Origin of the sequence: Nocardioides sp. NBC_00163, from assembly GCF_045206295.1 — a bacterium.
GTDB lineage: Bacteria > Actinomycetota > Actinomycetes > Propionibacteriales > Nocardioidaceae > Nocardioides.
In genome coordinates, this window is record NZ_CP108155.1 from 100,954 (window position 1) to 115,189 (window position 14,236).

Genomic DNA, 14,236 nt, shown 5'->3' on the forward strand with positions numbered 1-14,236 from the left:
TCAGGCGCCGTCGCCCCCATCGCGTAGAGAGTGGACCATGCCCTGCAGGAGCCGGAAGGCCTCGGACTGATCGGTCGGAGTCATGCCGGCCAGCATCCTGACCTCCACAGAGCGGACCGCCACGGTCGCCTCCTCGAGCTTCTGCCTGCCACGAGGCGTGAGCTGCGTGGGGAGGACTTTTCCGACGGGGGCCGCCGCCGGCCTGGTCACGTCACCGTCTCGCTCCAAGGAACGGAGCAGCACGTTCATCGTCTGGCGCGTCACGAACGCGCCTCGGGCGAGCTCGGAGTTCGACAGACCGGGCCGCTGCGCCAGTAGTTCCAGGCATGCGTAGTGGGTGATGCTCATCCCGAGCGGGCGAAGCACCTCCTCCATCGCGGCGCGCAGGGCGCTCGACGCCTCCTTCAGCAGGTAGCCCAGCGACTTGTCCAGGTCGACGCCGTCTTGACTCATGTCAGTATTCTGACATACGTTTGCCGTGTCAGTTACCTGACACACATCGAAGGAGCATCCCATGCCCGTCACCGGCCCCGACTTCATCTCCCTGCAGGCGCGCGACCTCGACGCGTCGCAGGCGTTCTACGAGCTCTACCTCGGCCTCGTCCGCTCGCCGGCCGGGCCACCGCATGCCGTCGTCTTCGAGACCAAGCCGATCGCGTTCGCGCTTCGCGAGGTCGTCCCGGGCACCGATCTCGCCTCGGTCGCCCAACCTGGCATCGGTGCCGCGATCTGGCTCCATGCCACCGACGTCCAGGCCATCCACGACGCTCTCGTCGCCGACGGACACACCATCGTCTCCCCCGCGATCGACGGTCCCTTCGGGCGTACGTTCACCTTCGCCGACCCCGACGGCTACCAGATCACGCTCCACGACCGCGGCTGACAGCGTCAGCCACCGACACACTCGTCGTTGTCGCCGCCGGAGTAGCAGGGCGGGGCGCGATACCCGTCGTCCTCCCGCTCCGGCGCCGGTAGATCCACCGAGCCGGGGATGTAGCAGAGCAGGACCATCGCCGTGCCGACGAGGACCAACAGGCCCTGCCAGAAGGTTCCGAGCATTCGGCGGTCGGGGTTGAGCATGTGGGCGACCGCGCCGCACAGGAGCGCGGCGAGCGCGATCGCACCCCAGACGCGGTACGCCGCGATGTTCGCCGGGTCGATCTCCGGCTGCTCGCCGAAGAAGACGAGATAGACGTCCAGCCAGTTCATGGCCAGCTTCCCGATGGCGAGAAGAGCCACGACGGACGCGAGAGCCGTGGTGACGGGAAACCAGGGCACGCGCGTGATGCGCCAGCGGACACTGGCCGGGCGGTCGAAAGCGAGCATGCGACGAGTCTCGCGGCGCCGCGGCGCGGCGTGATGAGCCCGCGTACTCAACTCTTGACCTTCAGGTCGGTCGAAGCCCCAGCATCGGCGCATGACCGCGACCCCTGCAGCCGATCCGACGATGGACGCCATCACCACCGCCGTGACCCTTGGCCACCAAGGCGAGACCGCCAGAGCACGGCAGGAGCTGCTCGTCATCTGGGAAGACCTCGGAGTGCTGGGCGATCCGCTTCACCGGTGCACCCTCGCCCACTACCTCGCCGACCTGCATCCCGACCCGGCCGAGGCACTGATGTGGGACGTACGCGCCCTCGACGCCGCAGGCGCCCTCACCGACCGTCGGGCCGGCGAGCACCACGCGGGCCTCGAGGTTGCCGGCTTCTATCCGAGCCTGCACCTCAACATCGCCGACAACCTGCGCCGCCTGGGCTCCTTCGAGGCAGCCGCCGGCCAGATCAGCGAGGCCGAGGAACGTGTCGCTACCCTGCCGCAAGGGCCGTACGGCGACATGATCCGCACAGCGATCCGCGGTGTCCGGGACGCGATCACAGCTCGCGACACCACGCCCCGGTCGAGCTCTCCTACCGTGGCCGCGACCGACTGAGCACCGGTGCAGGGAGGGCCGCTGCGAGCCAGACCGATCCCGCCGCCGCGGCTGCCACGGTCACCGGCCAGAACCACCACGGGACCGAACCGGGCAACAGCTGTCCGATCCCGAAGAACCAGACCAGGGCGAGCGGAAGCGTGATCAGCACTGCCAGCCAAGCGCGCTCGAACCCGGAGCCTCCGAGCGTAAGACCCATCGCCACCAACGGCATCACCGCCACGACAGTGAGCAGCGCGACGGCCGCGAAGAAGAACGCGGCCAGCACCGCCCCCACCGCGCCGAGCCCGGTGGCGAGCGCGTCGCCCAGCGCCGATCCGGTCTCGGCCCCCTCCACCTCGATGAAGCCACCGAAGAAGGCCACAGCCGGCGCGAACAGCAGCCGCATCAGCCCGATGCCCGCCAACGCACCAGCAGCCGCGGCGGCACCACCGATCACGGAATGGCGCGCCACTCCGCCTCGGCCATCGATCACGACCGACTCGCCCTGGCGATGGTCGAGAGGATCGCGTCGGCAGCCGCCTGCGGCGCCTTGATGGGGATCCAGTGGCTGACTCCGGTCAGCTCGATGAACTCGTAGGGACCGGTGACGGAGTCCTCGTTGCCCTCCAGGGCCGTTCGGCCGATCGCGACGTCGCCATCGCTCCAGAGCATCGTCGTCGGCACCGAGACGCGGCCGATGCGCGGGGCCAGGGGCAGGGCGCGATACCAGCCCAGACCACCGGGCAGCGCGCCGTAGTCGACGATCTCCTCCCGGAAGCGCTCGACGTCTTCGTCGTTCCAGCCGCTCCCCCGCATCATCCGCTCCATCCGGCCGCCTCGCCCGGAGACCAGCTCGGGCAGCAGCGGGATGTTGAAGAGCGCTATGTAGGTGGACTTGCGCCGCTGCGGACCTTTCATCGACCGGGCGAACGGAACCGGGTGCGGCACCGACATCGCGGTCCAGCTCCGGACCAGGTCGGGTCGCTTGGCCGCCACTCCCCAACCGACCGCACTCCCCCAGTCGTGGCCGGCCAGGTGCACCGGCCGGCCGATCTCGTCGATGAGCGCCACCACGTCCTCGACCAGCTTGCCGGCGCCGTAGCCGAGGCGCGTACGCGGCCTGGCGCCCGGCGAGTAGCCGCGCTGGTCCGGGGCGATCGTGCGGAAGCCGGCCTCGTGCAGGATCGGTGACACCTCACGCCAGCAGGTCGCCCGCTCCGGGAAACCGTGCAGGAGCACGACCGGGTCGCCGTCGGCCGGGCCCGAGTCGATCACGTCGAAGGTGAGTCCGTCACGTACGTAGCTCGAGATCGTCACGCGGCCATCCTGTCAGTGCCTCTTCCGTCTCTGCGGCGGGGCTGTGGTGTGCGGTAGCGGCGCCAACGACCAGTGTGTGCGATAGCGCGCTGAGGTAAGGCGCGACGGAATCACGGCACGAGAAAGGCGCCGGCTCGGTCGACGAGCCGGCGCCTTCGTGGTGCTGCGGACTATCCCTCGGCGATCGCGTCCAGGCGCTTGACGGTGGCCTCGAACTCGGCGATGAGGTCGGCCATGACCGCGGCGACGGGGCGTACCTCGTTCATCCGGCCGACGATCTGCCCGACCGGCATCGCGACGACGTCGGGATCCCCGGCGGCGTTGATCCGGTTGTGGGCGTCGGAGACGAGCAGGTTCTGCAGTGGCATCGGCAGCGGTTCCGGCGAGCCCTCGGCCTCCCAGGCGTCGGTCCACTTCGACTTCAGCAGTCGAGCGGGCTTGCCGGTGTAGATCCGCATCCGGCGGGTGTCGGCGGAGGTGGCGCGGGTGAAGGCACTCTCCCAGCCGGCGTGGGTGTTGAGGTTGCGATACTCGCTCGTCCCGAGCCAGATGGAGCCGGTCCAGACGCCCTGTGCACCGAGCGCCAGCGAGGCGGCGATCTGACGGCCCGAGCCGATCCCGCCGGCACCCAGCACCGGCACGTCCGGCCCGACCGCGTCGACGATGTCGGGCTGGAGCACCATCGAGGCGATCTCTCCGGTGTGCCCGCCGGCCTCGTAGCCCTGGGCGACGATGATGTCGACGCCGTTCGAGACGTGCGACACCGCGTGCTTCGGTGCACCCGCGAGGGCGGCCACCTTGACGCCGTGCTCGTGGGCCTTCTCGATCACGTCGTTGGGCGGGGTGCCGAGCGCGTTGGCGATCAGCACCGGCCGGTGCTGCAGCGCGACGTCGACGTGCGAGCGCGCGGTCGAGTGCAGCCAGCCGAGCACGCCCTCGCGCCCCTCCCCCTCCGGCAGCGGCGGTACGCCGAGGGAGAGCAGCGTCTTGTCGACCCACTCGGCGTGCTCCGCCGGGATGTAGGCGGACAGGTCGGTCGAGGTGCCTTCGGTCGGCACCTTCATCGGCATGACCACGTCGACGCCGTAGGGCTTGCCGTCGGTGTTCTCGTCCATCCACGTCAGGGTGCGGTCGAGCTCCTCGGCGTCGTTGAAGCGTACGCAGCCCAGCACGCCCAGCCCACCGGCCTTGGAGACCTCCGCGGCCACGTGCTCCGAGGGGGTGAAGGCGAAGATCGGGTAGTCGATCCCGAACGCCTCGCACAGTGCCGTACGGATCATGCCTTTGCTCCTTCGGGGTCCTGCTCTGTTGCGGTCGCTTGGGTGGCCAGGGCGATCTCCTTGGCCTTGGGGTACTGGGCCTTGCCCGTGGCGTTGCGGGGCACCTCGTCGACGATGGTCAGGGCGCGCGGCAGCTTGTAGCCGGACAGGTGAGCCCGCAGGAATGTACGCAGCCCCTCGAGCTCGATGGTCGCGCCCGGTCGCGGCTGGACGACCGCGGCGACGGCCTGGCCGTAGCGTTCGTCCGGGATCCCGACGACGAGCGTGTCGTAGACGTCGGGGTGCGCCTTGATGGCAGCCTCGACCTCCTCGGGATAGACCTTCTCGCCGCCGGTGTTGATGCAGTTGGAGCCTCGTCCGAGCAGGGTGAGGCGGTTGTCTGTCTCGACCCGGGCGTAGTCCCCCGGGATCGCGTAGCGGATGCCGTCGATCTCCACGAAGGTCTTCGCCGACTTCTCGGGGTCCTTGTAGTAGCCGACCGGCACGTGGCCCTTGCGAGCGGTACGGCCGATCTTGCCGACGTCGGTGGCGAGGTCGAGCGGGTGGCCGTCGTCGCCGATCACGGCGGTGTGGGCACCCGCGGTGACCACGGGTCCGTCGGTCGAGAGCGCAGAGGCGTCCTGCAGGCCGGTGCCCTGGAAGCCGGTCTCGGTCGATCCGATCGAATCGGTGAACACCGCGTTCGGGAAGGCCCTCATCCAACGTTCCTTGACCGACTTGGAGAAGATCGCGGCCGAGGAGGCGATGGCGAACAGCGACTGACCGTCGAAGCTCTGCCCGTTGCCGGGGCCGGCCTCGTACGCGTCGATGAGCGGCACCGCCATCGCGTCACCGGTCATGAACATCATCTGGACCTTCTCGCGGTCGACGATCTCCCAGGTGCGTACCGGGTCGAACTTCGGCTCCAGGATCGTGACCTGGCCGGCGAAGAGGTGCATCAGCAGGCTCGCCTGCGCACCGCCGTGCATCAGCGGGCTGAGCGGCAGGGTGATGAGCCCGCCTCCGGCGGCCTGCTTGGACTGGTCGTACTCCTCCAGGGGCACACCCGTCATGAAGTCGATGCCGCCGCCGAGCACGCGCCAGAAATCCTCGTGGCGCCACATCACGCCCTTGGGGAAGCCGGTGGTGCCGCCGGTGTAGATGACGTGGATGTCGTCGGGGCTGCGCTCGCCGAAGTCTCGCGCGTCGGACTGCCCGGCCTGGGCATCCTCGAGCGTGACGCCGCCGAACGGACTCAGGTCGGAGTCGTCGTGGGGCTCGAGCGGGTTGGCGACGGCGACGAACGTCTTCAGCCCCTCCAGCTTCGGGGAGACCTCGGCGACCAGCGGCGCGTAGACGCGGTCGTGGACCAGGGCCTTGAGGTCGGCGTTGCCGAAGAGGTACTCCAGCTCACCGGCGACGTAGCGATAGTTCACGTTGATCGCCACGGCACGGATCTTGAGGATCGCGAGCAGGGCGACGACGTGCTCGACGGAGTTCTTGGAGTAGAGCCCGACGTGATCGCCCTTCCCGATCCCCTGGCCGGCCAGATAGTGGGCCAGCTTGTTGGACTCACGCTCGAGCTCTGCGTAAGTCACTTTGCGGTCGCCGACTTGGACCGACACCTTCGCAGGCGCGGCGTCGACGGCGTGTTCGAAGAGGTCAGCAAGGTTCAGCGCCATGACTGCGACACTAGAACACGTTTCAGTTTTCCGCTAGGGTCTGATGTTATGCCGATCACAGAAACTTCTGCTCAGCCGCACGCGATCGTCGAGCAGGACGGCCACAAGCTCATCGTCACCATGAACCGTCCCGAGCGCCGCAACGCCCTCTCTTCCGAGATGCTGCGGATCATGGAGGACGCCTGGGACCGGGTGAACTCGGACCCCGAGATCCGGGTCTGCATCCTGACCGGCGCGAGTGGCTACTTCTGTGCCGGGATGGACCTGAAGAAGGCCGACGAGAAGCCGCCCTCGGAGTCGTTCGAGGAGGGCTTCGACCCGACGGTGATCAAGGGCCTGCTCAAGGGCTTCCGGCTCACCAAGCCGCTGATCGCCGCCGTCGAGGGCCCCGCCATCGCCGGCGGCACCGAGATCCTGCAGGGCACCGACATCCGGGTCGCCGGCGAGTCAGCCAAGTTCGGCGTCGCCGAGGCCCGCTGGTCGCTCTACCCGATGGGCGGCTCCGCGGTCCGTCTCCCCCGCCAGATCCCCTACACCGTCGCCGCCGAGCTGCTCCTGACCGGACGTACGCTGCTCGCCCCCGAGGCCAAGGAGCTCGGCCTCATCGGCCACGTCGTCCCCGACGGCACCGCGCTCGAGAAGGCCCACGAGCTCGCCGACATGATCGCCGCCAACGGGCCTCTGGCCGTCCAGGCGATCCTCCGCACCATGCGCGAGTCCGAGGGCAAGCACGAGGAGGAGGCCTGGGCCGACGACGCCAAGGTCGGTGCCGCCGTTTTCGCCTCCGAGGACGCCAAGGAGGGCCCCAAGGCCTTCCTCGAGAAGCGCAAGCCCGAGTTCAAGGGACGCTGAGACCCCCTCAGGCGCGGCCCTTCCTGACGTACGCAGCCCCTGGCAGCATCCGCGGAAGCAGCCCCCGCCGCAGCACCAGCAGCAGATGTGCGCCGAGCGCGACGAAGAACGCGATGTGGGCGGCGATGTGCAGCGCGACCAGGTCGTCGGAGACCGCCACCAGCGCGAGGCCGGTGAGCGGGACGACGAACATCAGCGAGAGCAGCACCCGCTCGGTGACATGGGCCAGGCGTCGGTCGGTCGCGGTGAGTCGCGGGTCCCACGGGGGTAGCGGGGCGATCATGCGCCAGGCGACCCGAAGACCGCCGAGAAGCAGGATGGCCAGGCCGAGCAGGATGTGCAGCTCGGGCAGGCTGATGCCGTCCACACCGATGCCGCCGCCCCACAGGTCGGCCCAGGCGGTGTCGAGCGAGCCCTCGTCGCCGACCCGGGCCTCGCAGGCTTCCTCGAGGCGGTCGATCCGCTCCTCCTCCGCGTCGGAGGTGTCACCGCCGCTGCGGTCCTCCCCCGGCGGGTCGCAGTCGGTCTCTGTCGACATGGCATAGCCGACCACGAACTGCATCCCGAAGGCGGCGACCGTCAGCCAGTGAAGGGTCTTGGCGACGACCCCATAGCCCGTTGCCGACGTGCCTGACATCAGGAGGCAGCGTAGCGCGCGCGGAGGGCCTTCTTGTCCGGCTTGCCGAGGGCGGTCATCGGGATCGCGTCGATCTCGATGACCGACTTGGGTGCATGGACGGATCCCTTCCGCTCCTTGACCAGGGCCTGGATCTCGGCGACGACCTCGTCCGAGAGGACGGCGTCGGGGCGGGGGACGACCACGGCGGTGACGGCCTCGCCGAACTTCTCGTGCGGGGTGCCGATGACGGCGACCTGGGCGACCGCGGGATGGGTCGCGATGACGTCTTCGACCTCGCGGGGGAAGACGTTGAAGCCGCCGGTGACGATCATGTCCTTCGTGCGGTCGACGATGTACCAGAAGCCGTCCTCGTCCTCCCGGGCGACGTCGCCGGTGTGCATCCAGCCGTCCCGGAAGGTTTCGGCGGTGACCTCGGGCAGCTGCCAGTAGCCACCGGAGAGCAGCGGTCCGGCGACGCAGATCTCGCCGGGCTCGCCAGGAGCGACCGGCTGGCCGTCCGCACCGAGCAGGGCCGTACGGACCAGCGCGGACGGCCGGCCGCAGGAGGTGAGCCGATGGGTGAGCGGCTTCCCGTCGGGGTCGACGTGGTCGCCCTTGGCGAAGTAGGTGATCGCCATCGGCGCCTCGGACTGGCCGTAGTACTGCGCGAAGATCGGCCCGAACCGCTCGATCGCCTCCGCCAGGCGCACCGGGTTGATCGCGGAGGCGCCGTAGTAGACGGTCTCGAGCGAGGACAGGTCGCGGGTGCGGGAGTCCGGGTGGTCGAGAAGCGCGTACAGCATCGTCGGGACCACCATCAGCGAGGAGATCCGCTCGCGCTCGATGGTCTCCAGGACGGCGGCGGGGTCGAACCTCGGCATCACGAAGAGGGTGCCGCCCTTGATCACGACGGGCACGAAGAAGGCGGCACCGGCGTGCGAGAGCGGTGTGCACATCAGGAACCGGGGCGCCTCGGGCCACTCCCACTCCGAGAGCTGCACCTGGGTCATCGTCGCGAACGACCCGGACAGCCCGATCACGCCCTTCGGCTTCCCGGTCGTGCCGCCGGTGTAGGTGATCGAGGTGACGTGGTTCGGCGGGAGCAGCCTCGCAGCGAGCGGCTCGACCGGGTAGGTCTCCGCGGCGGCGACGAGATCGACGCCGACATCCGCCAGCTGCGGCGGGACCGGCCCGATGGTCAGCACCCGCTTCAGCCCCGGGCACATCTCCAGCAGCTCGACCGCGCGGTCGGCGAAGTAGGGGTCGATGATCAGACCGGTGATCCCGGCATCGTTGATGACGTACGCCTGGTCCTCCGCGCTGCCCAGCGGGTGCAGCGCCGTGCGCTGGAATCCCTGGGTCTGGCCGGCGCCGAGGATGAAGAGCACCTCGGGGCGGTTGAGCGCGAGCAGCGCGGTCGCCGAGCCGGTGCCGGCGCCGAGCGCCTCGAAGGCCTGGACGTACTGACTGATCCGCGCCGCCACCTCCGACCCGGTCAGGCTGACGTCGCCGAGATGGATGATCGGACGGTTCTTGTGGCGCTCGAGCGCCGAGACCATCAGATGACCGTTGTGGGGACCGATGCGGCTGGTATCCATGCCCGCACCTTACCGCGAAACTAGAACGTGTTCTAGCCCCGTTGGAGGCTGCTGCGGCGAGAGTCGATTCAGGCGTCGCCGACGTGGTCCCGGTCGACGGCGGCCATCGCCTCGCGGGCCCAGCGCGGCAGGATGAAGATGCCCTCGGCCTCGACGCACAGCACCGGCTCGGAGCCGTCGGCCGGCCGGGTCAGCAGCCGGCCGCGTACGACCGCCTTCACGCCCTCGGTCGATGCGATCCGCGCCTCACCCCGCAGCGGCCCCAGGGGTGTCCCCTGCTTGTAGACGATCGTCAAGGTGCCGGTCATCCCGGGGCGACCACCCGCCGAGGCGGCCTCGCCGAGCAACTGGTCCAGGATCAGCGCAGACACACCGCCATGGACCAGTCCGGGCGGACCCTCGTACGCCGGCCCGAGCTCGAAGTCGGCCCAGACGTCCTCGCCGTCGCGCTGGACCGCCAGCGGCGGGGCGAAGGCGTTCCCCTTCCCGACCACCGGGTTGCCGTAGTTGCGGAAGCCGCCGTCCGCCCCGAACCGGACCCCGTGCGGCCCAGGCAGCGCCTCGGCGAGCAGCTCTTCGGTCAGCGCCTCGACCCGGCGGCGTACGTCGTCGAGGACCGAGTCCGCGACCTGGGTGCGCACGACGGCGTCGACGAGCCGGCGCACCGAGTCGGTCAGCGGGACCAGGGTGGCCTCCCGCTCCTTGATCTCGGCCTTGGTCATGTCGTCATGGACGTATCCGGCTGGGGCCTTCGGGTGGGTGGCACGTCCGTAGTGCATGGACATCTGGGGCCTCGCGTTCAGGATGGGGGCAGCAGGATCGGGTGAGCCTCACCGTAGACGTGCTCGGCGTCGAGGTGGCAATGGGTCCCCGGATAGATGGTCGACATGCACAGGTTGCAGTGGGTGCATCGCGAGACGGCCGAGGGGTCGGCCCGGAGCCGGTTGACGAGGTCCGGCTCGCGGAGCAGCGCGCGGGCCATCGCGACGTACTCGAAGCCCTCGTCCATCGCGGTCCGCATCCCGGTCAGGTCGGTGACCCCGCCGAGGAGGACCAGCGGCATGCTCAGGGCGCGGCGGAACTCGCGGGCGTTGTCGAGGAAGTAGAGCGGCTTGTAGGGGTACTCCTTGAAGAAGCCCTTCCCCACCATTCGCATGCCCATCCTGATCATCGGGTGCAGCGGCATGTTGGCGGCCATCTCGCGGTAGGGGGCGTCGCCGCGGAAGAGATACATCGGGTTCATGAACGAGGAGCCGCCGGTGAGCTCGAGCGCGTCGAGGTGGCCGTCGGACTCGAGCAGGCGCGCGAACTCGACCGACTCGGGAAGGTCGAACCCGCCGCGGTAGCCGTCGCGCATGTTCATCTTGGCGAGCACGGCGACCTGACCGCCACCCGCTTCGGCCACCGCCTCCCGCACCGCGGCCAGGATCCGGCGCGGGAACGAGGCCCGGTTGGCCAGCGACCCGCCGAACTCGTCGGTGCGCGGGTTCAGGCGCGGGCTGAGGAACGAGCTGGGCAGGTAGTTGTGGCCCAGGTGCACCTCGATCGCGTCGAACCCGGTCTCGACCGCCATCCTGGCCGCGGCGCCGTGCTGCTCGATGACCCGGGCGAGGTCCGCCGCGGTCGCGGCGCGGTTGAACGCCATCCCGAGCGCGTTGAAGGACCGCGTCGGCGCCAGCGACGGCACCCCGTTGGACTTGGCGTTGGCGACCGGGCCGGCGTGACCGATCTGGGCCGAGATCTTGGCGCCGGTCGCGTGGACCTCCTCGGTCAGCCGCCGCAGCCCGGCCAGCGCCTCCGGGCGCCAGTAGATGCAGTCGGCATGCGTACGTCCCTCCGGGGCCACCGCGAGATAGGCGACTGTGGTCATCCCGACGCCGCCCTCGGCGACGGCGAGGTGGTAGTCGATCAGCCGGTCCGAGACCAGCGCCCCGGGTGAGGCGCCCTCGAAGGTCGCCGCCTTGATCACCCGGTTGCGCAGGGTCACCGGACCCAGCGTCGCCGGAGCGAGCGGGTCGGTCGTGAAGTCGGTCGTGGAGTCGGTCATGCGCGTACCTTCCTGAACTCGCGCATCCTGCGCAGATAGCCCCGCAGCCGCCTGCCGGGCACCGGCCGCGGCCAGTCGTCTGCCCGGAACCAGGCGTCGGTGCCCCCGTCGACCACGACGACGCTGCCGACCATGAAGTCGGCCGCGGGGCCGAGCATGTGGATCACCCAGTCGGCGAGCAGCCCCGGGTCGCCGAAGCCGCCGGCCGGGACCGGGAACGACCGGATCGCCTTCGCCTCCCCCGGCGTCGCGAGCTGCTTCTCCAGCAGCGGCGTCAGCACCGCGCCCGGCGCGATCGCGTTGAGCCGGATCCCGGCCTGCACCCACGCCGGCTCGACCGCGTGCCGCCGCACCCAGCGGGTCACGGCGACCTTCGAGGCGCCGTAGGCCATCGCCGGCGCCCCCTTCCCGAAGATCCGGTACGCCTTCAGCGCCCGCTCCGCGTCGCCCTCGAGCAGCGCCGCCACCGCCCGTGCCGGGATCAGCGGCATCGTGGTGGTCGAGTTGCTGGAGAAGACCACGACCTTGGCGTTCCCGGTCGCGGCGAGCGCCTCGCGCCAGCCCTCGAGGAGCTCGACGACGCCGAGGTAGTTGACCTGCGTGATCAACGCGGGCCGGTCGCGCCCCGGCGCCGGCCCCAGCCCGGCCGCGAGCACCGCGCCGTCGAGCCGGCCACCACAGGCGGCGAGCACCTTCTCGGTGGCGTCGCGGCGGCCCTCCGGTGTCGACAGGTCGGCAACGACATCCGCCTCGGCGATGTCGACGGTCACGACCCGGTCTCCGGCGGCGAGGAGCCGTTCGACCACCGCGGCTCCCATGCCCGAGGCCGATCCGGTGACGGCGTAGACCGCCATCAGCGGGCGTCGCCCGAGAGGGGCGCCGTCGTCATCCGAGCACCTCGGCGATGCGGTGGACGTCGGCGGCCGAGCCCAGGCTCAGCAGCAGCGTGGTCACACCGGTCTCCTCCCACTGCGCCACCTTGTCGCGTACCTCGCCCTCGGTGCCGATGATGTGCAGGTCGTCGACGAGCTCGTCGGGGATGAGGGCGGTGGCCTGGGTCTTGTCGCCGGTCAGGTAGAGCGCCTGGACCTGCCCGGCGAGCTCGGCGTAGCCCATCCGCTCGAAGACCTGGTTGTGGAAGTTCTGCTCCTTGGCGCCCATGCCGCCCATGTAGAGGGCCGCGAACGGCTTCATCGCCTCGAGCGCGGCCTGCTTCTCCTCCGCGTCCGCGACGATCTGGAGATGGCAGGTCGCGGCGATCTCGAAGTCGTCGGCAGTACGCCGCGCCCCGGGTCGCGCGAAGCCCTCGGCGAGCCAGTCGGCGTACATCGGGGCGGATCTGGGGGTGTAGAAGATCGGGATCCAGCCGTCGGCGATCTCGGCGGTCTGGGCGACGTTCTTGGGGCCTTCGGCGCCGAGCCAGATCGGGATGTCGGCGCGCAGCGGGTGCACGATCGGCTTGAGCGGCTTGCCGAGCCCGACCGAGCCCTCGCCCGTGAAGGGCAGCGGGTAGTGCGGCCCGTCGTTGGTCACCGGGGCCTCCCGCGCGAGCACCTGCCGGATGATCGAGACGACCTCGCGGGTGCGGGCCAGCGGCTTCCCGAACGGCTGGCCGTACCACCCCTCGACCACCTGCGGGCCGCTCACGCCGAGCCCGAGGACGAACCGGCCACCGGAGAGATGGTCGAGAGTCAGCGCGTGCATCGCGATCGACGTCGGCGTACGCCCGGACATCTGCACGATCGAGGTGCCGAGACGGACCCGGGAGGTCTCCCGGCCCCACCAGGCCAGCGGTGTGAGCGCGTCGCTCCCCCAGGCCTCGGCGGTGAAGATCGCGTCGAACCCGGCCTCCTCCGCGGCGGCGACGAGCTCGCCGACACCGGTCGGTGGCTGTGCTCCCCAGTAGCCAAGCTGTAGCCCCAACTTCACTCTCATCGACTCCTTAGTCACCACGTAAAGGTTGTGGCCAATACTAGAACGTGTTTCACTTTCTGTCATGAGTCGCACTCTTCAGGCACCCGTGACGGTCGCCTTCGACTACACCAGATCCACAGGCCCGGTGATCGGCCGCTTCCTCACCGGACTACGAGACACCACCATCGTCGGCGGCCGGCTCGGCGACGGCCGAGTCGCGGTCCCACCCCCTGAGTACGACCCGGTCACGCACCGGGCCGTGACCGAGTTCGTCGAGCTCCCCGACACCGGCACGGTCACCTCGTGGACCTGGGTGAGCGAGCCCGTCGCCGGCCAGCCGTTCGAGAGGCCGTTCGCGTACGCCCTGATCACCATCGACGGCGCCGACACCCCGTGGCTGCATGCCGTCGACGTCGCCTCCCCCGACGACATCGAGACCGGGATGAGGGTCCGAGCCAGATGGGCCGAGGAGCGCACCGGCTCTGTCAACGACCTCGTCTTCGAGGCCGAAGGCGGCGACCCAGCAGGCACCCCGGCAGCCACCGGAGGCGAGGACGTCAGCCGGATCGTGACCCCGGTCAGCCTCGACTACCACTACGCGGCCTCGCCGGAGGAGTCCTCGTTCTTCCGCGGCCTGGCCGAGGGCCGGATCCTGGGCCAGCGGTGCCCGAAGTGCCGGAAGGTCTACGTCCCGCCGCGGGGCGCCTGCCCGACAGACGGGGTGCCGACCGCGGAGGAGATCGAGCTCTCGCACGTCGGCACGGTGACCACGTTCTGCGTCGTCAACGTCCCGTTCCTGGGGCAGAAGATCAAGCCGCCGTACGTCTCCGCGTACGTCCTCCTCGACGGCGCCGACATCGCGCTGCAGCACCTGATCCTGGACATCCCGGCCGACGAGGTCCGGATGGGGATGCGGGTGAAGGCGGTCTGGAAGCCGCGCGACGAGTGGGGCACCAGCATCGAGAACATCAGCCACTTCGCGCCGACCGATGAGCCGGACGCGGACTTCGACAGCTACAAGCACCACCTGTGAGGA

Annotated in this window: 16 protein-coding genes; 4 read left to right on the forward strand and 12 right to left on the reverse strand. The window is 69.9% G+C overall.

What is annotated here, in order from left to right:
- Positions 1-453, reverse strand: a complete 453-nt coding sequence (locus OG801_RS00520; RefSeq protein ID WP_406032839.1) for a MarR family winged helix-turn-helix transcriptional regulator — start codon at positions 451-453, stop codon at positions 1-3.
- Between the two features lie 61 nt (positions 454-514).
- On the opposite strand from OG801_RS00520, the gene OG801_RS00525 reads away from it, so the two are divergent.
- Positions 515-883: a VOC family protein gene (locus tag OG801_RS00525; RefSeq protein ID WP_406032841.1), complete on the forward strand. Its 369-nt coding sequence runs from the start codon at positions 515-517 to the stop codon at positions 881-883.
- A gap of 5 nt (positions 884-888) precedes the next feature.
- On the opposite strand, the gene OG801_RS00530 is transcribed toward OG801_RS00525, so the two are convergent.
- Positions 889-1,326 (reverse strand): hypothetical protein, encoded by a 438-nt coding sequence (locus OG801_RS00530; RefSeq protein WP_406032842.1) that lies wholly within the window; start codon positions 1,324-1,326, stop codon positions 889-891.
- 91 nt (positions 1,327-1,417) lie between these two features.
- Between OG801_RS00530 and OG801_RS00535 the strand changes: the two genes are divergently transcribed.
- Positions 1,418-1,930, forward strand: coding sequence for a hypothetical protein (locus tag OG801_RS00535; protein WP_406032844.1), 513 nt, complete (start codon positions 1,418-1,420; stop codon positions 1,928-1,930).
- Here the strand turns inward: OG801_RS00535 and OG801_RS00540 are convergent.
- From OG801_RS00540 to OG801_RS00555, 4 genes are all read right to left on the reverse strand, one after another.
- Entirely contained in the window at positions 1,908-2,384 is a 477-nt protein-coding gene (locus OG801_RS00540) for a hypothetical protein (RefSeq protein WP_406032845.1), read from the reverse strand. The genes OG801_RS00535 and OG801_RS00540 overlap by 23 nt on opposite strands.
- Before the next feature lie 17 nt (positions 2,385-2,401).
- On the reverse strand, positions 2,402-3,229 hold the full coding sequence (locus OG801_RS00545; protein WP_406032847.1) for an alpha/beta fold hydrolase: 828 nt from the start codon (positions 3,227-3,229) through the stop codon (positions 2,402-2,404).
- A gap of 170 nt (positions 3,230-3,399) precedes the next feature.
- The gene (locus tag OG801_RS00550; RefSeq protein ID WP_406032849.1) at positions 3,400-4,509 is read right to left on the reverse strand and encodes an NAD(P)H-dependent flavin oxidoreductase; all 1,110 of its coding nucleotides are present in this window, start codon (positions 4,507-4,509) and stop codon (positions 3,400-3,402) included.
- Positions 4,506-6,170 carry an acyl-CoA synthetase gene (locus OG801_RS00555; RefSeq protein ID WP_406032851.1) on the reverse strand — a complete coding sequence of 555 codons (1,665 nt, stop codon included), beginning with the start codon at positions 6,168-6,170 and terminating at the stop codon, positions 4,506-4,508. The genes OG801_RS00550 and OG801_RS00555 overlap by 4 nt, the downstream gene beginning before the upstream one ends.
- A 48-nt stretch (positions 6,171-6,218) precedes the next feature.
- Here OG801_RS00555 and OG801_RS00560 point away from each other — a divergent pair, with 48 nt between their 5' ends.
- Positions 6,219-7,022, forward strand: coding sequence for a crotonase/enoyl-CoA hydratase family protein (locus OG801_RS00560; RefSeq protein ID WP_406032852.1), 804 nt, complete (start codon positions 6,219-6,221; stop codon positions 7,020-7,022).
- Positions 7,023-7,029: 7 nt separating this feature from the next.
- On the opposite strand, the gene OG801_RS00565 is transcribed toward OG801_RS00560, so the two are convergent.
- The 6 genes from OG801_RS00565 to OG801_RS00590 form a co-directional block, all read right to left on the reverse strand.
- Positions 7,030-7,659: a cytochrome b/b6 domain-containing protein gene (locus OG801_RS00565; RefSeq protein ID WP_406032854.1), complete on the reverse strand. Its 630-nt coding sequence runs from the start codon at positions 7,657-7,659 to the stop codon at positions 7,030-7,032.
- The gene (gene fadD8, locus OG801_RS00570; protein WP_406032855.1) at positions 7,659-9,239 is read right to left on the reverse strand and encodes a fatty-acid--CoA ligase FadD8; all 1,581 of its coding nucleotides are present in this window, start codon (positions 9,237-9,239) and stop codon (positions 7,659-7,661) included. The genes OG801_RS00565 and fadD8 overlap by 1 nt, the downstream gene beginning before the upstream one ends.
- A gap of 68 nt (positions 9,240-9,307) precedes the next feature.
- On the reverse strand, positions 9,308-10,024 hold the full coding sequence (locus OG801_RS00575; RefSeq protein ID WP_406032857.1) for a PaaI family thioesterase: 717 nt from the start codon (positions 10,022-10,024) through the stop codon (positions 9,308-9,310).
- Positions 10,025-10,038: 14 nt separating this feature from the next.
- The gene (locus tag OG801_RS00580; RefSeq protein ID WP_406032859.1) at positions 10,039-11,286 is read right to left on the reverse strand and encodes an NADH:flavin oxidoreductase; all 1,248 of its coding nucleotides are present in this window, start codon (positions 11,284-11,286) and stop codon (positions 10,039-10,041) included.
- Positions 11,283-12,140, reverse strand: coding sequence for an SDR family oxidoreductase (locus OG801_RS00585; RefSeq protein WP_406032861.1), 858 nt, complete (start codon positions 12,138-12,140; stop codon positions 11,283-11,285). Before OG801_RS00585 ends, OG801_RS00580 begins: the two co-directional genes overlap by 4 nt.
- Before the next feature lie 31 nt (positions 12,141-12,171).
- Complete coding sequence (locus OG801_RS00590) at positions 12,172-13,221, reverse strand: LLM class F420-dependent oxidoreductase (protein WP_406032863.1); 1,050 nt, start codon at positions 13,219-13,221, stop codon at positions 12,172-12,174.
- 61 nt (positions 13,222-13,282) lie between these two features.
- Between OG801_RS00590 and OG801_RS00595 the strand changes: the two genes are divergently transcribed.
- Complete coding sequence (locus OG801_RS00595) at positions 13,283-14,233, forward strand: Zn-ribbon domain-containing OB-fold protein (RefSeq protein ID WP_406032865.1); 951 nt, start codon at positions 13,283-13,285, stop codon at positions 14,231-14,233.
- The last annotated feature ends 3 nt before the right edge of the window (positions 14,234-14,236 follow it).

Coding starts and splice junctions, on each gene's coding strand:
- OG801_RS00520 (WP_406032839.1), bottom strand. CDS start 453: ATGAGTCAAGACGGCGTCGACCTGGACAAGTCGCTGGGCTACCTGCTG.
- OG801_RS00525 (WP_406032841.1), top strand. CDS start 515: ATGCCCGTCACCGGCCCCGACTTCATCTCCCTGCAGGCGCGCGACCTC.
- OG801_RS00530 (WP_406032842.1), bottom strand. CDS start 1,326: ATGCTCGCTTTCGACCGCCCGGCCAGTGTCCGCTGGCGCATCACGCGC.
- OG801_RS00535 (WP_406032844.1), top strand. CDS start 1,418: ATGACCGCGACCCCTGCAGCCGATCCGACGATGGACGCCATCACCACC.
- OG801_RS00550 (WP_406032849.1), bottom strand. CDS start 4,509: ATGATCCGTACGGCACTGTGCGAGGCGTTCGGGATCGACTACCCGATC.
- OG801_RS00555 (WP_406032851.1), bottom strand. CDS start 6,170: ATGGCGCTGAACCTTGCTGACCTCTTCGAACACGCCGTCGACGCCGCG.
- OG801_RS00560 (WP_406032852.1), top strand. CDS start 6,219: ATGCCGATCACAGAAACTTCTGCTCAGCCGCACGCGATCGTCGAGCAG.
- OG801_RS00565 (WP_406032854.1), bottom strand. CDS start 7,659: ATGTCAGGCACGTCGGCAACGGGCTATGGGGTCGTCGCCAAGACCCTT.
- fadD8 (WP_406032855.1), bottom strand. CDS start 9,239: ATGGATACCAGCCGCATCGGTCCCCACAACGGTCATCTGATGGTCTCG.
- OG801_RS00575 (WP_406032857.1), bottom strand. CDS start 10,024: ATGTCCATGCACTACGGACGTGCCACCCACCCGAAGGCCCCAGCCGGA.
- OG801_RS00580 (WP_406032859.1), bottom strand. CDS start 11,286: ATGACCGACTCCACGACCGACTTCACGACCGACCCGCTCGCTCCGGCG.
- OG801_RS00585 (WP_406032861.1), bottom strand. CDS start 12,140: ATGGCGGTCTACGCCGTCACCGGATCGGCCTCGGGCATGGGAGCCGCG.
- OG801_RS00590 (WP_406032863.1), bottom strand. CDS start 13,221: ATGAGAGTGAAGTTGGGGCTACAGCTTGGCTACTGGGGAGCACAGCCA.
- OG801_RS00595 (WP_406032865.1), top strand. CDS start 13,283: ATGAGTCGCACTCTTCAGGCACCCGTGACGGTCGCCTTCGACTACACC.